The organism is Nonomuraea sp. NPDC003727, assembly GCF_053586935.1.
Genome location: NZ_JBSFNE010000006.1, coordinates 130,315 through 150,188, shown reverse-complemented (window position 1 = coordinate 150,188; position 19,874 = coordinate 130,315). Strand labels below are relative to the sequence as shown.

The following is a 19,874-nucleotide window of genomic DNA, read 5'->3' as shown; positions in this document are numbered from 1 at the left end:
ACATCGGACACCTGGGCCTCCAACGCGGGAATTCTGGTCCCTGAAATATAGGCAGCCCCGAGGTCCGCTGTCTGGTGAATCATTACACGCTGGACCAGCTCGCACTCTTCGCCACTTTTACCGCATAGCGCACCCCGGGGCTTGCGGCAAGACCCGGGGCATGCTGCCTCATCGCGCGCGCACGGATGGTCGTGCTCTCGCTGGGGCCTGGTGAAGGGACGAAAAACTACGTCCGGGTATGCCCCCCGGGTCGAAAGAAATCGGCTGGTCCCTGGCTCCCCGAGTCGACCAGCCGAGGAAACAAGCGCCGCTGTGGACCGCGGCTCGCTGCCCGGGTCGGTGCGCGATCTGAAGGCCGTTCGCATCCGGGGCATCCTGCGCCGTCTGGCCGCCGCCGGGCTGGTCACGCTCGCCGACAAGGGTTACGTCGGCGCGGGTGAGCATGTGCGTGTGCCGGTACAACGGGAAGAACAAGCCCGCCTCGCAGAAGGGCGCGAACTCCGCCCACGCCAAGCTGCGCGGCCCCGGCGAGCGCGCCAATGCGCGACTGAAGACCTGGCGTATCCTCCGCGAGCTCCGCTGCTGCCCACTTCGCGCAGGCCGTCAAGGCGATTCTCGTACTACAGCTTCTCGAGACCGCTGAAACGGGCATCACGATGCCGGTAAGGGCGCGACCGGAGCACGAATGTGAATACGCACTTTCCCGTCCCGCTATCGCGGTGAAAGGCCGTGACAACGTGCGACCTCAACCGGGAATGGCGGCTGCTGGAAGTAAGGATTCGTCAGCCGCGTACAGGCCCGGTATATCCACGCGATGCCCGATGGGCTTCACCGGGTACGGCGGCTCCGGGTCGTCGGGTCAAGCTCATCGCAGGCGTGACCGGTACACCTGCCTGGCCCGCTCGTACACGGCGAGGTGGTCGGCGTGCTGCTCCTTGCTCTCGAACCGGCCGAACTCCGCGATCAGCTCCTCCAGCCGGTCGAGCCACGCCAGGCACCAGCGCACGTCCGACTCCCGGGCCACATGGTCGCCCGCCACGTCCAGGTAGACGGGGCTGGTGTGCGCGTAGGCGCCGCACCGGGCCTGCGAGCGTGGGTGCGGACCGCCGCTCGCGACGGCCACCACGTAGGTCGGCTCGCCCACCGCCAGCGTCGTCGTCAGCCGGCCGGGCGGTCCTTCGGCGACGACGCCGTCGGCGGTGCGGATCTCCAGCCGCTCCACCTCGGGCCCGATGGACACCACCTCGATCTCCACCCGGGTTCCCGGCGCCAGGTCCAGCGTGTCGCCAGGCTCGTGGCCGTTCACGGTGAGCCCGAGCCACGGCCCGGTGGTGGCGAACGTGCGGCCGAGCAGTACCGCCTCCATGTACGACTCCGCGGTGAGCGGCCCGTCCACGTGCGCGTACACCCGAGCCCATCCTGGAGGGCCGGATGCGGTGCCGCGCCGGCAGAAGGACAGCACGGCGTCGGTGCCGGCCGTGACCGCGAGCCGATTGCCGGCCCCGACCAGGTGGCGGTAGACCACCGCCGTCCCCTGGATCGACGAGTGGTTGAGCACGTCGAGCGTGTCGACCAGTCCGAGAGCGGCGTCGGCGACGATCTCCCTGGCGGAGCAGTCACGCCCGCGGTCGAGGACCGCCTCGGGCGGGTCGTCGTCGGAGACCGGTTGGTGGAACGGATGACCGTAGCCCGTCATCGCGCCCAGGGCGCGAAGTTCCTCCAGCGCCGTCGCGTTCGGCGGCCAGTCGGCCTCGCCCGCGAAGCCCGAGTGGTAGCGCTCGGGCAGGCCGCGCGGCCCGAACGCGCTGAAGTGGCCCACCAGGTCGTTGCGGTACTCGACGCCGAGCCGGGCGATGTGCTCGCTGTCGGACCATGGCAGGTCGCGGCCCACCCAGTGGGCCAGCGCCTCCAGGTCGTAGACCCGCCGACCCGCCACGTTGCCCGCGACCAGCCCGAGCACGTGCAGGCCCTCGCCGTGCTGCGCCGCCGCCGCCAGCCGGGGAGCGGCGGGCTCCTCTCCCATCCAGTTGAGGTGGACGTGCAGGTCGCCGCCGTACCAGCCGTGGGCCGCCGCGTCGTAGAGCCGCTCGGGTGTCAGCTCCACCAGCGTCTCCTCTCCCGCGGCAGGCGTGAGCGACACACCCGACTCGGTGTACTCCATGCCGCGCGTGACGCGCACCCTGACCGGCTCGGCCGGCACCTCCACCACCAGGTCGTCGCCGTGGAAGTACGGCCGCAGGTGCGCGTCCACCTTGTGCGGCGCACCCTCGGGATACCAGCCCTGCCCGTCCACGCCGGTGATGCTCCACCGGCACGGCAGGCCGGCGCGCAGCCGTAGCCTGGCCGCAGGCGCCCGCCTGGCTATCGGCGCGAGGTCCACCGCCTGGCCGCCGACCCGTACCTCGCGTGCGGCCTCGACCACCTTGGCGCCGCGCGGGGCCACCTCGTGGGCGACGCCGTCCACGACGACCGTGACCGGCTCCTCCCGGCTGGAGTCGAGCAGGAGGGCCGTCCGGAACGGCGCGTCGCCGAGCACGACCCTCGTGCGGGCCTCCAGGGTGACACCTTCAGGTGTGAGGCGCAGCGCCGGCAGGTGGCCGAGCACGTCGCCCCCGAGCCCGTCGCGCACGGCCCTGTCCACGTCCACCTCGCCGAGCCGGTCCTCCAGCTCGCCGGGGGAGGCGCCGGGGTGCCGCTCGGCGAGCTGCCGCAGGGCGGCGGTCACGTAGTTGTAGCGCCGGTCGAGGAAAACGGTGGCGCGGGCCTGGACGACGTACCCCAAGGGTGCCTCACCCCAGGTGAGGCCGTGCCTGTCGCGCAGGTCGCGGTAGTCGGCGACCGCGCGGGCCACCGGCTCGGGAAGCATCGGATCGTCACACATGCGTCACTCCTGGTCGACGGAGCATCTCGATCTTCATCAGGTGCCGGATGGTCGAGGCCGGGCAGCGTGGCCCTTGCCGCTCGGGTTCTGGTTCATGATCGTCATGTGGACGCGTTGCACCCGGCTCAGCGGCCCGTGATCGCGACCCGGCGTCGCCAGGTTCTCATGAGGGGGAGGGCGGCGATAGTGCCCGCCACTCCGTACATCGCGATCGCGGCCGACGGTCCGGCGAGATCGGCAAGCGGGCCGCTGAGCGGCACGCCCAGCCCCTGTGCCGCGGTGAGCCCGGAGGCCGCCACGCCGACCGCCTGGCCGCGCCGCTCGGCCGGGGCGATGCGGACGAACTCTGCGCGGGGGCCGAGGTGGCGGGGCTGCCTGCCCTGTCCGGAGGGTGGGTGGCCGGTAGGGTGGGCGCATGATCGTGCGGGCGGTGGCACGCGATGCGGGACAGATCCTGACGGTGCAGCGGGCGGCCTACGTCACCGAGGCCCAGCTGTACGGTGACCCGTTCATCCCCCCGCTGGTCGAGTCGGTGGAGCAGGTGCGCGCCGCGATCGAGTCGGCCGTGGTGCTCAAGGCGACCGACGGCGAGCGGATCGTCGGCGCGGTCAGGGGCCGGCTGGCCGGCACCGCCTGCCGGGTCGGGCGGCTGGTGGTCGCGCCGGACGCGCAGGGCCGCGGCGTCGGCACCGCCCTGCTGGAGGCCCTGCACGAGGCGGTGCCGGAGGCGGCGGCGTTCGACCTGTTCACCGGTCACCTGTCGGAGGGCAACCTGCGCCTGTACCGTCGCCTGGGCTACAGGGAGACACACCGGGAGCGGATGGACGATCACCTCACGCTGGTGCACATGCGGCGAGATTGATCTGCGGGGCCGCTCGGCGGATAGGCTCTGCCTGTGCTGAAAGTGGGTCTGACCGGCGGCATCGGGTCGGGTAAGAGCGAGGTCTCCAAGCGGCTGGCGCAGCGCGGCGCCGTGGTCATCGACGCCGACAAGATCGCGCGTGAGGTGGTCGAGCCCGGCACGCAGGGGCTGGCCAGGGTGGTGGCCGCGTTCGGCGAGGAGATCCTGCGCCCGGACGGCTCGCTCGACAGGGAACGGCTGGGCTCGATCGTGTTCGCCGATCCCGACAAGCTGGCCACGCTGAACGGGATCGTCCATCCCCTGGTGGGTGAGCGCGTCGCGCGGCTGCAGCAGGACGCGCCCGACGACGCCGTGGTGGTCTACGACGTGCCGCTGCTGGTGGAGAACAAGCTGGCCCCCATGTACGAGGTGGTGATCGTGGTCGACGCCGCCGACGAGGTCCGGCTCGAGCGGCTGACCCGGGTGAGGGGCATGTCCGAGCAGGACGCGAGGGCGCGGATCGCCGCCCAGGCCGGCAGGGAGGAACGGCTGGCGGTCGCCGACGTCGTGATCCCGAACGAGGGCTCGCTGGACGACCTGGACGCCCGGGTCGCCGAGGTGTGGCGGCGGCTCACGGGTTGACCGTCGCGACGTGGTCGCGGTAGGGGTCGAGGTGGTCGAGCGCGATGCGGGTGACCTCCAGCAGGTCGGCCGGGGCCAGGTCCACGGCCACCCCGAGGGCGGCGAACAGCTGGTGGGCCTCCTCGACGGTGGGTGTGTCGCCGAGCGGGGTGGCGCGCTCCAGCGGGAGCCGCCGGGCCTGGCTGAGGCTGTTCTCCAGCTCGGTGGCCCACAGGTTGTAGTGGGGGCTGCCGCGCGGGATGGACACGGCGGGGAAGGCGGGGCCGCGCTGGGTGATGATGAGGCGGCTCCACGACAGGTCCCAGCGGAACAGCGAGAGGGTCTGGGAGACCCGGACCTCGATGTCGAGTAACTGCCGGTTGCGCTGGCGGTACCAGCAGGCGGCCAGGATGGTGGCGTACAGCTCCTGGCGGGTGCCCAGGTCGGTCCAGGTCTTCTCCTCGGTGCCGGCCGGGGCGAGGTCCCGGTGGAGGCGGGTGTAGGCGGCACACAGGTCGAGGTCGGCCGGGTCGAGGATCTCCAGGCGGAAGGTCAGCTTCCTGCGCTGGCGCTGGGCGTGCTCGACGCACTCGGGCAGGGTGAAGGTGCCGGTGCTGCCCTTGAACAGCCAGCGGTCGGTCTCGGCGCGGGCGGCGGTCAGCTCCCTGCTGATGGCGGGCCCGGTCAGCGTGATGACCGACTGCCCGCTGGTGAGCAGCGACCACATGCCGTCGGTCGTGGTGGCCACCTTGGCCAGTTGGTCGGCGACGCGGCGCTGGCGGTGGCGGTCCCTGATCCACACGAAGGCGAGAGCCGCCAGCACCGGCAGGATGACGCCGTCGGCCTTGCCGTCCTCGATGACGTTGAGGAGGTCGAGCCCGCCGACCACCATGGCGACCACGAAAACCACGATGATGTCGAGGTTGCCCGCGATGTCGCGCAGCCGCGCGGAGATTCCCATAGGACGCCATCTACCACGATCAGAATTCGGCGTCCAGGGCGACCGACCGGACGGCGGGCAGGTGCGGATCCAGCTCGCCCAGCTCGAATCTGGCCGTCCCGATCACGTGCCAGAACTGCCCGGCCACCTCGCCCTGGAACTTGTAGCGCCCGTCGGGCGCCAGCGCCGCCCAGCCCTCGGGCAGGCCGAGGAGCGTGGCCTGCCGTACGCCGTCGCGCCAGAGGATGACCACCCCGTCGTCGCCGGCGCTGGCCAGCAGCCCGTCGGGGGAGAAGGCGACGGTCAGCACCCGGCGCGTGTGGCCGGTCAGCGTGTGCAGCAGCCGTCCGGTGGCGACCTCCCACACCCGCACGGCCAGGTCGTCGCCGCTGGTGGCCAGCAGGTCGCCCCCGGCGGAGAAGTCGGCGCTCCACAGCCGGCCCGCGTGCCCGCTGAGCGTGTGCAGCAGCCGGGGATTCCACGGTTTGCCCGGGCGCAGCTCCCAGATCATCGCCCTGCCGTCGTTGGAGGCGCTGGCCAGCAGGCGGCCCGTGGGGTCGAAGGAGACGGAGTAGACGCGGTCGGTGTGCCCTTCCAGGGTCGCCACCCTGCCGCCCGACTCGACGTGCCAGACGCGGACCAGCCGGTCGTCGCAGCCGGTGGCGACGAAGACCCCGTCGGGGCTGAAGCCGATCGAGCGCACCCTGCCCTTGTGGTCGGCCAGGTCGCTGACCAGGCGGGCGGTCGGCCGGTACCAGATGCGGACGCTGTCGTCGTCGTTGGCGGTGGCGATGTGCCAGCCGTCGGGGCTGAACGCCTCGGCCCACACGTGGTCGGTCTCGACGTTCAGCTCGCGCTCGTGGTCGCCGGTGACCGCGTTCCAGAAGTGGACGCCGCCGTCGTTGCTGGCGGTGGCGAGGACGGGCCCGGCGGGGGAGAAGACGGCGGAGATCAGGCGGTCGGCGGCGCCGGTGAACTCCCGCAGGCGGCGGCACGTGCGCGGCTCCCAGATCCGTACCACGCCGTCGTTGCCGCTGGTGGCCAGCATCGAGCCGTCGGCGCTGAAGGAGACGGAGGAGATGCGGCGGCCGTGGCCGCGCAGGATGCGGGTGCACTGGCCGGTCACGGGATCCCACAGGCGGGTGGTGCCGTCGTTGCTGCTGGTGGCCAGTTGCGCCCCGTCGGGGCGGAAGGAGAAGGGCCACACCGAGCTGCGGTGCCCCGACAGCTCGGTCCTGCGCGGCCCGCCGATCTCCTGCACGCGGACGGTGCCGTCGGAGTCTCCGGTGGCCAGCAGCTCGCCGGTGGGGGAGAAGGTCACCTGGTAGACGGCGGCCCGGTGGGTGGTGTGCAGGCCGCGTGAGTGGCCGGAGCGCGGCTCCCACAGCAGGACGGCGCCCTCGGTGTCGCCGGTGGCCAGCAGGTCGGCGTCAGGTGAGAAGGCGACGCAGTAGATCCGCCCCTGGTGCCCGGACAGCGTGTGCAGGAGCTCGCCGTTCCGCCACACCCGCACCGTGCCGTCCTCGTGGCCGGTGGCCAGCAGGTCGGCGCCGGCGGCGGCGCGGTAGACCGCGCCCTGCCCGGAGAACAGCGTGCGCACGTGCCGGCCTGAGCGGGGGTCCCACACCCGGACGGTGCCCGCGGAGTCGCCGGTGACCAGCCCGGAAGGGGTGAACGCGGCGGTGAAGATGGGCGCGGTGTGGCCGCTCAGCCGGTGCAGGAGCGCGCCGGTCGAGGCGGACCAGATCCGCACGACGCCGTCCCCGCCGCCGGCGACGATCAGGTCGCCCGCGGGGCTGAAGCGCACCGGCCACACGCCGTCGGCGTGGCCGCGCAGCGTGTGCAGCGGCCGGCCGGTGAGCGGGTCCCACAGCACCACCGTTCCGTCGCTGGCACCGGTGGCGAGCAGGTCGTCGCTGAAGGCCACCGCGTAGACGCGCCCGCTGTGGCCCTGCAGCGTGCGGACCGGCAGCCCGCCGGTGGACAGCAGCACGCCGCCGTCCTCGTTGCCGACCGCCAGCAGCGCGCCCGAGGGGCTGTAGGCGATCGGCTCGGGCAGGCGGCTGGTCTGGAAGTGGTACCCGTACGGCACGCCGATCGCCGCGGGCGCCAGCTCCACCTCGACCGGGTCGCCCGGCACGACCGCCGCCCCGCGCAGCGGCGGCAGCGTCCCCTTGGTGTTGATGAGCGCGGCGCGGTGCCAGCGGCTGCCCTCGACGGAGACGTCGCTCAGGTCGGTGCCGAACAGCCGGGCTCCTGACAGGTCGGCCCCCCGCAGGTCCGCGCCGGACAGGACGGCGCCGTCGAGCCGGGCCCCCTGCAGGACCGCGTCGCGCAGGGTCACCCTGGACAGGTCGGTGCCGGCCAGCGTCGCCCCGTCCAGCCGCGCGCCGGTGAGGTCGACCTCGCGCAGGTCGCGCCCGGACAGGTCCTCGCCCTGCAGGTTCGCGCCGCGCAGGTCGGCCTTGGCGGGGGTGCGCAGCCGCGCCAGGATCTTGACCGCGCTGGCCCTGACCACGTCGTCGGTACCGGGGTCGGACAGCACCGTGGCCACCCAGTTCTGGGTGGCCCTGATGTCGGCCAGGTCGCACAGGAACTCCACCATCAGCGCCGACAGCGGGCGCCTGGCCAGCAGCGACGAGTCGGGCAGTGAGGCGGCGACCTGCCGGGCGATCAGCCACTCCATCACCGAGGCGTGGATGAAGCCGAACATCCCCTCGTCGGTGCGCACCATCAGGCTGCCCGTGCCGACCGCGTGGGCCGCCTGCACGCCGGTCAGCTGCCCGTCGGCCAGGTCGGTGAGCGTCTCGGCGATCTCGGTCAGCTCCGCCAGGCCGAGGAAGGACTCGCCGGTGTCCCACAGCCGCAGCGCCAGCGCCGTGACCGCCCGCCACAGCTCCCCGGCGGTCAGCGGCGCGGGGGCGCCCGGCACGCTGGTGCGCCGCTCCTCGAAGGCGAGCCAGGAGGTGAGGATCTCCTCGTACAGCAGGGCCGGACTGATCGTGTGGCGCGCGGTGGCGACCGTGCGCAGCCGATCGGCGTCGAGATCGGCGATGAAGCTCAGCATCCTGGGGTTGCGCCCGAGGTCGAGCAGGTCCTTGATGCCTTCGAGCAGCGACAGGCGGGCCTGCGCCTCGTCGCTGTCGGCGAAGCGGTTGGCGAGGTAGGCGCGGATCTGCCCGTGCGTGAAGTCCTCGACGCTGATGACGCGCCGCTGCGGCAGGACCCCGACCATCTCGCCCAGCGTGGTCAGCACCTGCCCGTGGGACTTGAAGTGCTGGGTACGGCTGGCCACGACGATCTTCGCCTTGTCCTCGGCCGCTGCCAGCAGCGTCGTCAGGTGGTCGGCCGCCCGGTCGTAGGTGACGCGGGTGACCAGCTCGTCGAACCCGTCGAACAGCAGCACGATCCGGCCCTGCCGGAGCAGGTAGTGGAAGGCCTTGAGGTCGATGAGCTCCTCGCCGTGGTTGGCCAGGTGCGCGGCCACCAGCCCGTCGACGGAGTGCGCCTTGTCCAGGGCGCGCAGCTCGATGAGGATCGGCGTCAGGTGCGGCAGCTCGGTGGGGATGCGCCTGGCCAGCTCCCGCAGGGCGAACGTCTTGCCGTGGCCGAAGTCGCCGAGCAGCAGCAGGAACCTGCCGTGGTCGGCCGACAGCAGCCGCATCAGCTCGTCGGTGAGCCCGTCCTTGGTCTCGGGCGTGGGGCGGTCGAGCTCGCGGTAGCGCTGGGGCACGTACAGCTCGGGCGGGTAGCGGCGGTCGGCGCGCAACCTCATGGACTGCTCGGCGACGTACTCCGACAGGTCGAGCAGGCCCTGGAACTCGGTGAAGCTGCGCACCCGCACGCCCCTGCGCATCAGGTCCTCGCGCAGCACCCTGGGGGGCGGCGGGCCCTGGTAGACGAGTTCGAGGGCGAGGGTGGTGGCGTGCGCCTGCCGGACGAGGGCCTCGGTGTGCTCGGCGGACAGCTCGCCCACGTGGGCGGCGATCATCGACTGGCGGACGAAGCCGTCCTCCGGGTAGGTCATCACCAGATGGGTGTCGAACCTGCGGATCTTGACGCGCTCGTGCCTGGCCTCGCACACCTCGGCGATGCGGTCGAGCAGCAGCTGCGCGGGGCTCGGCTGGCGCTCGACGACCTCCGGGGTCTTGGCGGGGCCCGGCGCGGCCTCGCCGGTGAACGTCGACCTGGCCGCCTTCCACCGGTACGGCGTGCGCTCCGGCTCCCCGTCGGGCCGCCAGAGCCGGATGCCGGTGGGGGTCAGCTCGACGACCTGGTGGCGCCTGGGCGCGCCGACCGTGCCCTCGGCGGTGGGGCCGGGCCCGTGGAAGAGCAGGTTCAGCCGGTGCCCGATCAGCCGCTCCATCGTGGTGATGTCGCGCAACCCGCTGGGCGCGTGGCCGATCGCGCCCAGGCGCATCCAGGAGCGCTCCTCGTACTCGCGCAGCCGTTCGGCGAACCAGGCCGCCTGCGCCTCGCCGACCAGGCCGTAGGCGTCCTTCTCCAGGTGGCTCATCGCCATCGTGGAGTTGAGCCCCGCCACGGCCAGCCGCAGCTCGGGCAGCTCGAACAGGGTCCACGGCTGCCCGCCGTCGAACACCGCCCCGTCGTGGTGCAGCTCGGCGAACATGCCCGCGTAGTGGCGCCACTTCGGCCAGTACGGCGGGTGCGGCCGTACGTCGTCGGCCTCGCAGGTGGCGAAGTAGGCCTTGGCGGCGGCCTTGGTGACGTCGCGCGGGCCCGGCACCACGACCAGCCGGCGCGGTTCGAGACCGAGCAGCACGCGCAGGCTGGTCAGGAACTGGGTGGCGTGACCGAACTGGGTGAGCGTGCCCGACTCGGTCAGGTCGCCGGTGACCAGCATCAGGTCCGGCTTGGGCATGCCCTTGTCCTGCATCCTGGTCAGGTCCGCCCAGATGCGGGCCTGCAGGTCCTCCGGCGTGAACGGCTCGCCGGGTTCGGGCAGCGCCCGCCCGAACCTGGTGCCGCCCAGATGTAACACGCTGAGCGTGTCGCGGGTGCGCTGCTGCGCCGGGCCGAGCGGGAACGACGGGGCGGTCCGCGGGGTGCGCCTGGCCCGGTCGAGGCGCTCCCTGGAGGGCGCCTCGTGCGGGGGCTCCGGCTCCGGCTCGCGCTCAGGCTCGGCCGCGCCGTGCGGGAAGGCGGGCGGCAGGTGGGGCTTGGCCCGCCCGGCGACCGCCTCGGCGATGCGGTTGAGCAGCAGGCCGCGCGCCGTGGCCTGGTCGGTGACGCCCACCAGGTCGACCCAGGTGATGGTGGACAGCAGGCCCCCGAGCGGGACGTCCTCGAGGCGGACGGTGATCAGCTTGGCGGAGGGGTTGTCGGGCACGGCGCGCAGCGCGGCCTGCCACTCCATGCGGCCGTAGCGGGAGCCGAGGTAGTTGCGCGACAGCACGGCCACGACGACCTGCGCCTCGCTGACGCCTCTGTCCATGAAGTCGATGAAGTTCGTGCCGGGCACGAAGTCCCACGCCTGGATCATCGTCCGGTAGCCGGCCGCCTCGAGCTCCCAGGCGATCCACGTGGCCCAGGCCGTGTCGGCGGGGGAGTAGCTGACGAAGATGTCGGTGGGCCTGCCGTCACGCGCCATTGCGCCAGTATCCCCGCTACGGACGCGGTTGTGGAGGGTTACGGCACGCGACACGATCAGTTCGTCGACTCGGGTCCATGTGCGAAGATCGACCCGTGCTGAGCCGACTGGGCGTCCTGGACTGGATCAGGATCGGGCTGCTCGCCCTCGGGCTGGCGTTCGTGGCGACGGGGCTGCTCCCCCTCGAGAGGGCCGTCGAGGAGCTCGACGGCATCTGGCCGCTGATGATCTTCCTGGTCGGGGTCATCGTGCTGGCGGAGCTGACCAAGGAGGCCCGGGTCTTCGACGTCATCGCGGGCAGGATGGCGGTGCTGGCGCGGGGCAGCAACGTCGCCCTCTTCCTGCTGTGCGTGCTCTTCGCCTCGCTGGTGACGATCTTCCTCAATCTCGACACCACGGCGGTCCTGCTGACGCCCGTCATGCTGGCCCTGGCGCCACGCGCGGGCATCGCCGCGCTGCCGCTGGCGATGACGACGATCTGGCTGGCCAACACCGCCAGCCTGCTGCTGCCGGTCTCCAACCTCACCAACCTGCTGGGCATGGCCAGGATCAACCTGTCCACCAGGGAGTTCGCCGGGCACATGTGGGCGGCCCAGCTGGCGGCCATCGCGGTGACGATGGTGTTCCTGTGGGTGTTCTACTGGCGGGGCAACCGGCGCTACACCCCTCCCGTCCTGGAGCCGGTCGCCGACCGGGTGCTGTTCTGGGCCGCGTCCGTGGCGTGCGTGCTTTTCGTCGGCGCGCTGCTGCTGGAGGTGCCGGTGTCGGTGGCGGCACCGGTCGCGGCGGCCATCGTGGTGGTCGCCTTCTCGGTCAGGGACCGGGCCAAGCTCACCTGGGGCCTGGTCCCGTGGCAGCTGCTGATCTTCGTCACCGGGCTGTTCCTCGTCGTGCCGACACTGAGCGCGCACGGGCTCGGCACGGCCATGTCGTGGCTGCTGGGCGAGGCCCAGGACCCCTATCGCACCGCGTTCGTCGGCGCCGGCCTGGCCAACCTGATCAACAACCTGCCCGCGTACAAGGCGTTGGAGAGCGTCGTGGCCGACCCGCTCGCCCTGCTCATGGGCGTCAACGTGGGCCCCGTCGTCACCCCGTGGGCGTCGCTTGCCACGTTGCTGTGGTTCGAGTCGTGCGCCAGGCACGGGGTCAAGGTGCCCATGGGCCGCTTCCTGCTCACCGGCGCCGGGCTGGCGGTCGCCGGGATCCTGGCCGGCGTCGCCGCGCTGACGGCCTCCTCAGGCTGACCCGATCAGCTCCAGCAGCGCGGGGATCGCCCGCGGGTGCCCGGCGACGAAACTGCGGTCCTCGGGCGGCCCCTCCAGACTCCAGGGGAACGGGCCGCCGTCCAGCGCCCTGATCTCGATGCCGGCCTCGTGGGCCAGCAACGCCCCCGCGGGCAGGTCCACGGCCTCGGCGCAGTAGCCGACGAACCCGTCGATGTCGCCCCTGGCCAGCATCGCCCACGACAGCAGCGGCGCCCACAGCTGCAGCACCCGCCGGGCCCCCAGGTCCAGGCGCATCTTCAGCGGGTGCGCCGCGGCGCGCGAGACCCCGTGACCCTGCGTCCACGCCACCACGGGCCCGTGCCGCCAGGGCCGGTACGGCGGCGCCAGCCGTACCCCGGCAGGGCCGTAGGCTCCGCTCCCGCGGAGGGCCGACCACGTGCGGTCGGCGACCGGCTCGTGCACCACGCCCACGACGGGCCGCCCGCGGTGGCACAGCGCCAGCCCGACGACGTAGGCGGGCAGGCCGATGGCCACGTTGTTGGTGCCGTCGAGCGGGTCGATGAGCCACGTCCACTCCCCGCCCGCCGCCCCCACCAGCCCCGACTCCTCGGCGATCACCGAGTGGGCGGGGAAGGCCGTCAGGATCCGTTCGAGCAGGAGCTTCTCCGAGGCCAGGTCGAGGTCGGTGACCACGTCGCCGTTGTCGCCCTTCGGCCGCACGGCGGGCGCGGGCCCGCCCTCGCGAAGGATCCTCCCGGCGGCTTCGGCGGCCTGCACCGCCACGTGCCGAGCGTGCTCGAGATCCACGGGATCCTCCCTAGATGAGGTGCTCGGCGATCAGCCTCGCCGCGCGGGCGGTCTCGGCGGCGTCGAGATGCTCGCGGATGGTGTGGTGGGCCGACGTGCCGAGCGGGCCGAGCGACAGGTCGTGGCTGCCCGGCCGGCCCCTGCCCAGGGCGATGGTGGCCGCCTCGCCGTCCTCGGGGATGACGCTGGCGTGGAAGCGGTCGGCCGGCAGCGTGTAGGTCTCGCCCTCGCCGAACACCTCCACCAGGCTGGTGCGGTGCCGCACGGTCCGCTCGGTCGGCTCGATGCGGTCGCCGCCGGGGTCGCTGACCACCTTGAACACCCGGTGCGTGGCGTCGTCGGCGGCGTCCTCGACGATCACGTGGACGTTGCGCACCTGGCCGTACAGGACGTGGCTGACCAGGTCCCAGCTGTGGCAGTGGATCTGTGAGGTGGTGGCGTCGGCGTGCGGGAACGCCTTGGACCACAGGTGCAGGCACACGCCGTCGCCGCCGTCGCGCTCGAGCGGCAGGCAGACGAAACCCAGCGGATGCCGTACGGCGCGCAGGTCGCCCAGGCCGGCCAGCGCCTCCAGCGCCCACCGCCGGGCGCCGCCGCGCAGGATCTCCTCGTACACCGCCTGGTGGCTCATGACCCGTAGGGGTCCTTGGCCTGCAGGGCCTTCCTGGTGACGTCCACGACGTCGTGCTCGGTGTAGGCCTTGGGCAACGGTAGCTCGATCCGCCTGAACAGCTCCTCGACCTCCTCGACCGTGGGCTCGTCGCTGAGCGGCACCGCCTTGTAGCGCTCGACGGGGACCCGCCGGGCCTGCTCGAGACTGAGCCGCAGCTCCGAGTCGCAGTTCTCGTAGTAGAAGGTGCCGGCCAGGGCGCTCATCGCCCTGTTCGGGTCTTCGACGGTCATGACCAGCCGCGTGGCCGACAGGTCCCAGCGGAAGGTGGTCATCGTGCGGGACAGGCCGACGCCGATGTCGAGCAGCCCGTAGCGCTGGCGGTGCCAGAAGACGGCCAGGATCGTCGCGTAGGACTCCTTCCTGGCCCGGTCGGTCGACCATCGCTCGCCCGTGCCGTCGGGCAGGTCGGACAGCGAGCGCCGGTAGTGCGCGTAGGCCTCGCAGACGTTCTCGTCGGTGGGGTCGATGATCTCGATCGTGATCGTGAGATGCCGCCGCACCCGGCGCGCGGCCGCCACGCACTGCGGCAGCGTGACGGCCCGCAGGTAGGTGCCCGTGCCGCCCTTGAAGCTCCAGCGTGTGGTGTCCCTGCGGGCGGCGGCCAGCGCCTCGGCGATCTCCTGCCGGCTGCCGAGCACCCTGACCAGCTGCAACTCGTCGAGTGCCCGCCGGGTGCCGGCGACCAGCGACTCCAGGTGCTCCAGGCGCTGCAGCCGCTCGGGCAGCTGGGCGAGGGCGCCCGAGGTGATGGTGCGCTCGACGGGGGCCTGGCGTACCCGGTCCCTGAGCAGCGCGGTGGCGACGAGGGCCAGGATGACCAGCGTCGCGGAGCTGATGAGCTGGGTCTTGACGGTGTCGAGGATGACCGGGTCCGGCATGATGCCGAGCACGCCGACCACGACCGCGAGCGTCAGCGCGATGGCGCCGTCGGCGTTCTGCGCCGCCCAGGGCGCGGCCCGCTTGATCCCCGTGACGAGCCGCCTCATGGTGTGCCCCGCACCTCCTCATGACTCCCCACGCCATGGTAACGAGCGCGTCACGCGATCACCAGCGCACGGTAATACCAGGGGAGGAGGCGGACCCGACTTCCGGCCGATGTCACGACATATCGCCCACCCCTACGGTCGACGGACGGGGCTCACGGGGGTGGGATTTGTTCTTCGGCCGGTACGGCACGCGCGCGCTCAGCCTGTTCGTCGGCGGCGCGCTCATCGTGCTCGCGGCGTTGCCGGTGGCGGTCCGCCCGGACCGGTGCCTGTCCGGCCGGCCCCCGGAGGGGGAGCGCTACGTCCAGGTGGTGGCGCACCCCGACGATGACCTGCTGTTCATGAGCCCGGACCTGTTCGCCGCCGTGGTGGCGGGGTGGCCCACCATGACGGTGTTCCTCACCGCGGGGGAGGGGACGGCGGGCCTGGACGACGATCACGATCCGCACGAGTACGCCCGGCGACGGCAGGACGGCATCCGCGCCGCCTACGCGTGGCTGGCCGGGGTGCCCGACCGGTGGCACGGCCGTACGGAGCTGGCGGGCGGGGTGCCGGTCAGGACCGAGTGGCTGGTCGGCAGCCCGAGGGTGCGGCTGGTCTTCGCCGGGTTACCCGACGGCGGCGACCCGCGCGCCGACGGCGGGCCGGACGCGCTGTCGCGGCTGCTGTCCGGTGTGACGCGCTGCGTGCGGGCCTTCAGCCTGCCGGGCAGGTGCCTGTCGAAGGCGGACGTGGTCGGCATGCTGGCCGCGCTGCTGACCGGGTTCGGGCCGACCGAGCTGCGCACGCTCGACCCCGACCCGTCGGGAACGCCTGCCGACCACCACGACCACACCGCTTCGGCCAGGTTCGCCAGGGCCGCGGCGGCGGGAATGCGGGTGCGCGTGCGGTCCTACCGCGGGTATCCGATCACGTCGGCGCCGCCGAACCTGCGGGCGGGAGCCGCGTGGCTGAAACGGGTGGTCTTCCAGATCTACCGGCGCCACGACTACCGGACCCGCGGCGCGCCGCGCTACGGCGACTGGGTCGGCCGGATGTACACCGTCGCGCCGCCCGAGCGGTAGGCGGGGGCGGGAGTGAGGGGCCGGGCAGCCCCTCACTCCGTGTCGTACCCCACGGGCTAGAACCAGCCGCGGCGCCGGGCCATCTGCTCCAGGCCCGCCTGGAGCGCCTGCTCGGCCGCGCCGGGGTGGTCGCCGTAGCGGACGGTGAAACGGTTGTAGGTGTCGTGGCTGGAGGTCAGGAAGCCGCCGCGCTTGTCGGCCTCCAGGATCACGTCCATCTGGGTCGGACCCGCGATGAACGTCAGCTCCAGCTCGTTGAAGTGGCCGCGCCACTGGCCGCCGGCGTAGTACTCGATCTCCTGGAAGAACGGCATCGTCGAGCCGTACAGCGTGCCGCGCTCCAGATCGGCCTTCTTGAAGCGGAAGCCCATCCGGTCGAGCGCGGCCAGCACGTGCTCCTGGGCCGGCAGCGGCGTGACGTACAGCGGGTCGAGGTCGCCCTTGTCCATCGCGCCGGCCAGGGACAGCTCGGTCTGCACGCCCAGGCGCATCCCGTGCAGCGGGTGGTTGCCGATCGCGCTGATCGGCGTCTCCCACGGCACCGGGATCTGGAACGGCTGCTGGTGGGCGGCCCCCCCGGCCAGGTGGAACGGCCCGGCCACCTGCTGGCGCAGGAAGCTGTAGGTGGTCTTGAACTCGTGGTCGCCGCTCTCGACCTCGACGACGGCGGTCAGGTCGATGGTGATCCCGTCGACCTTGTAGTCCGAGCTGCCGCTCTTGAAGTTGACCACGCCGCGCAGGGCCTCACCCGGCCGGACAGTGGTGTTGTGCAGAACCGTGTCGACCTCGACGCCTGCCCCGAAGGCGGCCTTCAGCTTGCGGAACACCATGAGCGTTCTCCTTGAGGTTTTTACTGGCCAACGGGCGGGTTGGCCGGGCCGTTCCCCGCGATCCTGGGCAGCAGCTGGGCCAGGAGCAGGGTGGACAGCGCCGAATCGCCCTGCCCGCTCGCCGTACGGACGACGAGCGGCTGCGGGGCGTTCTCGGCCAGCTTGGCCCCCACGTCGAGCCGGCGGCGAGCCAGCTCGTACTGCAGGACCGCGCGGTTGTCACGGTAGGAGTCGGCGAGCCTGCGCAGTGCCTTGGCCTCGTTCTCGGCGGCGGTGAGCTCGGCCCTGCCGCGCGCCTCGATCTCCCATCGCACCCGCTGGGCCTCGGTCTCCTGCTCCTCCAGCATACGGGCGACGTCCTTGCGGGCGGTGTTGTGCGCGGCCTTGACCTCGACGACGCGGGCGTCGCGGGTCTTCTTCGACCGCTCGATCTCCATCAGCAAGGTGTCGATGCGGCGCTTGCGCGTCAGCTCCCACTCCCGCTCGTAGGCCGACAGCTCCTTGGCGACCTTCTCCCGGGTGGCCAGGTGCTGCTGGTACTGGTCGGGCAGCTGCACGTCCGGGATGTTGGCGCCGGTGACGCGCACGCCGTAGCGGCCGAGCTGCCTGTTGAGCGCCTCCTGCATGTCGCCCACGTCGGAGCCGCGCAGGTCGTAGGCGCGCTCGGTGTTGACCCTGCGGCTGCGCTGCCTGATGGCGTCCTGGACGGCGCTCGACAGCACCAGGTCGAAGTTGCCCGCGCCGATCGTGCGGACGAAGGCCACCGGGTCGACGATGCGGAACTTCAGGAAGAACTCGATCGACTTCAGCGGCACGTTCTCGGCCGTCGGGCAGGCGGAGATGGGCGCCGAGTAGGGGATCTCGGTGGAGGTGTCGACGACGGCGTCCACCTTGTCCCAGGGCAGCCACAGGTAGTGGCGACCGGGGGGAAGCACCCCGGTGATCGCGCCCCACCTGCTGCGCACGCCCGTGGTGCCCTCCTCGATCTCGATGATGGCGCCCCGCCACACCGAGATCAGGGCGATCAGCAGGACGGCGATGGCGGCCAGGACCGCCAGCAGCTCGCCGGTGAAGACGGCCATCAGCGCGAAGTACAGGGCGAGGAACACCAGGGTCATCCACGCGAAGCCGCGCCTGTCCTTGGGGATGACGACGGGGACGAGCTGGCCCTGCTCACCGCCGCGCAGCAGCTGGCGGATCTCGGACCAGGCGGCCAGCGACTCCTTGATCTTCGAGAACTCGCGGCTCATCGGGCGTCATCCTCCTCGTTGCCCTGGGGCTGCCGGGCGGGCCAGACAGGGGTGCCGAGCGGGCGCGGCTCGGGCGGCGGCGCGGGCCAGCCCCCGCCTGACGGGCCGGGGGCGGGCGCGCCGGGAACCGAGCCGGGTGCGGACAAGTCGGGGAAGCCCGGCGTGGACGGGCCGGGGACGGCCGAGCCGGGGGCGGGCGGCGGGGGCACGGGCCGCTCGTAGGAGGGCAGCGCGCTGGGCGCCGAGGGAGGCGCCGGGTTGGGCAGGCGCATCGGGCGCTCGATCGTCGTCTCGGCGTCGACGTCCGCCCAGTCGGGGCCGCCGGCCGCCGCGCGGGGGGAGCCGGCCGCGCCGTCACCGGGGGCGGCGCCACCGAAGGCGCCGCTGCCGGCGGCACCGGGGGCGGCAGTGGCCGCGGCGGGACGCGCCGGCTCGGCGGGTGCCTGCGCGATGGCGGTGATCACGGCGTCGGGGACGGCCGCGGGCTCGGGATCGGCGGCGGTCGCCACCTCGTCGGCGGCGCGCTTGAGCAGTGCGGTGATCTCGTCCTCGCGCTGCTCGACCCGCTGCGCGATCTCGGCCAGCCTGGCCCTGATGGCCGCCATGTCCTCGGGCGAGAACAGCGCCGCCCCCTTGCCGCCGACCAGTTGCTGGGCCAGCGCGAGGAAATCGATGTCGGTCTGCTCGCCCACCTGCACCACCTGCGGCAGGCGCGCGGCCACCGACTCCAGCTTGTCCAGCAGGTCCTGCTGGAAGCGGTAGTCGAGGATCTCGGGCGCCTCGGCCGCCGACAGCGCCCTGATGTCCAGCGCCTGGGCCTCCAGCAGCGCCGCGTTGGCGTTGGCCGTCGACTCGGCCTCGACGAGCCGCTGCCTGGCCTGCGCCTTGGCCTGGTGCGAGGCCCGCTCCAGCGCGGTGTCCATGCGCGCCTGGTAGGAGGCGATCTCGGCCTGGATGGCGCTCAGTGTCTCCTGCAGGCCGGCCAGCTCCTTGACCAGGTCGCCCTCGTTCTGCTCCTTGCGCAGCTGCAGCTCGTACTCGTAGGTGTAGGCCTCCTTGGCCACCCGCACCATCTCGGGGGCCGCCAGGTCCATCCGGTACTCCTGGCTGGACGGCTCGGCGTGGGTGATGTTCACGTCCGTCAGCCGTACGGCGGGCAGGAACTGCTGGTTGAGGCTGTCGAGCATGCCGAGCGTGCTCTCGCCCACCAGGTCGTAGATCTCCTCGGCGCGCTGCGCGTAGATGAGCGAGCGGGTGACCTCGCTGATGGCGTTCTGCAGCTTGGACTGGAAGCCGCTGACCGAGCCGAGCACGAAGATGAACTCCGCCGGGTTCTCGATCCTGAACTGCAGGAACAGGTCGACGCTCGCCTTGACGCCCTGCTGGGTCGGCGCCTCCCTGATGGGCGCGTTGAACGGGTACTCGCGAGTGGTGTTGACGATGTAGCTGACCCGCTTCCACGGGTTGAACAGCGTCACCCGGCCGGGATCGGCGATGTGCACCAGCTTGCCGAACTTGGTGATCAGCGCCTTGCAGCCCTCGGGCACCATGACCACGCTGCGCCGCCACCACAGGAACGCGGCGGCCAGCACCAGCACCACCCAGTAGTGCACGCCGAACAGCACGTCGACACCGGGCACCACGTTGCCGAGGGCGCCGACGAGCCCCAGCACGACCAGGATGGCCAGCGGGATGAGCACCTTGGCGGTGCTGCCCTTGGGGATCACGACGGGGGAGATGACGTGCAGGGGCTCGCCGTTCGGGCCGCGTTCGGTGAAGCTGCGGCTGACGATCTCACCGGCCTCGCCCAGCGTCGCCGACCGCGCCTCGATGATCGTGCCGACGGACGCGCCGCCGTCACGGGCGGCCAGGAAGTCGCGGGGGTTGAGCTGGAAGCCCGGTGCCTGCCCTGCCAGCTGCCCGACCTGGTCCACGGCCTGTTCGACGGCCTGGCCCATCGCCTGCCGTACGTCTCTGCCCTGGGCCACGGCCTGAGCTATGCCCTGACCGGCTTGGATCAGGGCTTCTCGTGGTCGAGACATCGCACCTCTCTTGTCGAACCGGGGGGAATCCGTACCGTATCGGGCAAGCCTTGATGATCGCTTGCAAAAGAGTGTCAACAGCCCGTGACGGTCGAAGGCCCC

13 protein-coding genes and 1 pseudogene are annotated in these 19,874 nt (G+C 72.2%); 5 read left to right on the top strand and 9 right to left on the bottom strand.

The genetic code is table 11. The annotated features are described in order from the left end of the window. Positions 1-321: 321 nt before the first annotated feature. Positions 322-643, top strand: a pseudogene (locus ACWDLG_RS17160) (transposase family protein); the annotation flags it as partial. 222 nt (positions 644-865) lie between these two features. Here the strand turns inward: ACWDLG_RS17160 and ACWDLG_RS17155 are convergent. Then, the gene (locus ACWDLG_RS17155) at positions 866-2,881 is read right to left on the bottom strand and encodes a CehA/McbA family metallohydrolase (RefSeq protein ID WP_449920859.1); all 2,016 of its coding nucleotides are present in this window, start codon (positions 2,879-2,881) and stop codon (positions 866-868) included. A 415-nt stretch (positions 2,882-3,296) separates the two neighbouring features. Here ACWDLG_RS17155 and ACWDLG_RS17150 point away from each other — a divergent pair, with 415 nt between their 5' ends. Together ACWDLG_RS17150 and coaE are read left to right on the top strand one after the other, a co-directional pair. Continuing rightward, positions 3,297-3,743: a GNAT family N-acetyltransferase gene (locus ACWDLG_RS17150; RefSeq protein ID WP_449920857.1), complete on the top strand. Its 447-nt coding sequence runs from the start codon at positions 3,297-3,299 to the stop codon at positions 3,741-3,743. A gap of 33 nt (positions 3,744-3,776) precedes the next feature. After that, complete coding sequence (gene coaE, locus ACWDLG_RS17145; RefSeq protein WP_449920855.1) at positions 3,777-4,364, top strand: dephospho-CoA kinase; 588 nt, start codon at positions 3,777-3,779, stop codon at positions 4,362-4,364. Here coaE and ACWDLG_RS17140 read toward each other — a convergent pair. Next, a complete protein-coding gene (locus ACWDLG_RS17140; RefSeq protein ID WP_449920852.1) occupies positions 4,354-5,304 on the bottom strand; it encodes a hypothetical protein in 951 nt (316 codons plus the stop codon). The two genes, coaE and ACWDLG_RS17140, sit on opposite strands and share 11 nt — an antisense overlap. A gap of 19 nt (positions 5,305-5,323) precedes the next feature. Further along, complete coding sequence (locus tag ACWDLG_RS17135) at positions 5,324-10,894, bottom strand: TIR domain-containing protein (RefSeq protein ID WP_449920849.1); 5,571 nt, start codon at positions 10,892-10,894, stop codon at positions 5,324-5,326. Between the two features lie 95 nt (positions 10,895-10,989). Between ACWDLG_RS17135 and ACWDLG_RS17130 the strand changes: the two genes are divergently transcribed. After that, positions 10,990-12,138, top strand: coding sequence for an SLC13 family permease (locus ACWDLG_RS17130; protein ID WP_449920847.1), 1,149 nt, complete (start codon positions 10,990-10,992; stop codon positions 12,136-12,138). On the opposite strand, the gene ACWDLG_RS17125 is transcribed toward ACWDLG_RS17130, so the two are convergent. From ACWDLG_RS17125 to ACWDLG_RS17115, 3 genes are read right to left on the bottom strand one after another with little or no spacing between them, the layout of a single operon-like run. Continuing rightward, positions 12,130-12,927, bottom strand: a complete 798-nt coding sequence (locus ACWDLG_RS17125; RefSeq protein WP_449920846.1) for an inositol monophosphatase family protein — start codon at positions 12,925-12,927, stop codon at positions 12,130-12,132. The genes ACWDLG_RS17130 and ACWDLG_RS17125 overlap by 9 nt on opposite strands. Positions 12,928-12,937: 10 nt before the next feature. Beyond that, a complete protein-coding gene (locus ACWDLG_RS17120; RefSeq protein ID WP_449920843.1) occupies positions 12,938-13,558 on the bottom strand; it encodes a hypothetical protein in 621 nt (206 codons plus the stop codon). Further along, positions 13,555-14,586 carry a hypothetical protein gene (locus ACWDLG_RS17115; RefSeq protein ID WP_449920842.1) on the bottom strand — a complete coding sequence of 344 codons (1,032 nt, stop codon included), beginning with the start codon at positions 14,584-14,586 and terminating at the stop codon, positions 13,555-13,557. Before ACWDLG_RS17115 ends, ACWDLG_RS17120 begins: the two co-directional genes overlap by 4 nt. A gap of 167 nt (positions 14,587-14,753) precedes the next feature. On the opposite strand from ACWDLG_RS17115, the gene ACWDLG_RS17110 reads away from it, so the two are divergent. Further along, the gene (locus tag ACWDLG_RS17110) at positions 14,754-15,650 is read left to right on the top strand and encodes a PIG-L family deacetylase (protein WP_449920839.1); all 897 of its coding nucleotides are present in this window, start codon (positions 14,754-14,756) and stop codon (positions 15,648-15,650) included. Positions 15,651-15,706: 56 nt separating this feature from the next. Here the strand turns inward: ACWDLG_RS17110 and ACWDLG_RS17105 are convergent, their stop codons facing one another. Genes ACWDLG_RS17105 through ACWDLG_RS17095 form a run of 3 tightly spaced genes read right to left on the bottom strand, consistent with a single transcriptional unit; the run spans position 15,707 to position 19,772 of the window. Further along, positions 15,707-16,480, bottom strand: coding sequence for a sporulation protein (locus ACWDLG_RS17105; protein ID WP_449920837.1), 774 nt, complete (start codon positions 16,478-16,480; stop codon positions 15,707-15,709). 20 nt (positions 16,481-16,500) lie between these two features. After that, a complete protein-coding gene (locus ACWDLG_RS17100) occupies positions 16,501-17,730 on the bottom strand; it encodes an SPFH domain-containing protein (RefSeq protein ID WP_449920835.1) in 1,230 nt (409 codons plus the stop codon). Next, complete coding sequence (locus ACWDLG_RS17095; protein ID WP_449920832.1) at positions 17,727-19,772, bottom strand: SPFH domain-containing protein; 2,046 nt, start codon at positions 19,770-19,772, stop codon at positions 17,727-17,729. The genes ACWDLG_RS17100 and ACWDLG_RS17095 overlap by 4 nt, the downstream gene beginning before the upstream one ends. Positions 19,773-19,874 lie beyond the last annotated feature (102 nt).

What these genes read in the sequence shown, in the direction of transcription:
- ACWDLG_RS17155 (WP_449920859.1), bottom strand. Translation starts at nt 2,881, where the DNA reads ATGTGTGACGATCCGATGCTTCCCGAGCCGGTGGCCCGCGCGGTCGCC.
- ACWDLG_RS17150 (WP_449920857.1), top strand. Translation starts at nt 3,297, where the DNA reads ATGATCGTGCGGGCGGTGGCACGCGATGCGGGACAGATCCTGACGGTG.
- ACWDLG_RS17140 (WP_449920852.1), bottom strand. Translation starts at nt 5,304, where the DNA reads ATGGGAATCTCCGCGCGGCTGCGCGACATCGCGGGCAACCTCGACATC.
- ACWDLG_RS17135 (WP_449920849.1), bottom strand. Translation starts at nt 10,894, where the DNA reads ATGGCGCGTGACGGCAGGCCCACCGACATCTTCGTCAGCTACTCCCCC.
- ACWDLG_RS17120 (WP_449920843.1), bottom strand. Translation starts at nt 13,558, where the DNA reads ATGAGCCACCAGGCGGTGTACGAGGAGATCCTGCGCGGCGGCGCCCGG.
- ACWDLG_RS17115 (WP_449920842.1), bottom strand. Translation starts at nt 14,586, where the DNA reads ATGAGGCGGCTCGTCACGGGGATCAAGCGGGCCGCGCCCTGGGCGGCG.
- ACWDLG_RS17105 (WP_449920837.1), bottom strand. Translation starts at nt 16,480, where the DNA reads ATGGTGTTCCGCAAGCTGAAGGCCGCCTTCGGGGCAGGCGTCGAGGTC.
- ACWDLG_RS17100 (WP_449920835.1), bottom strand. Translation starts at nt 17,730, where the DNA reads ATGAGCCGCGAGTTCTCGAAGATCAAGGAGTCGCTGGCCGCCTGGTCC.
- ACWDLG_RS17095 (WP_449920832.1), bottom strand. Translation starts at nt 19,772, where the DNA reads ATGTCTCGACCACGAGAAGCCCTGATCCAAGCCGGTCAGGGCATAGCT.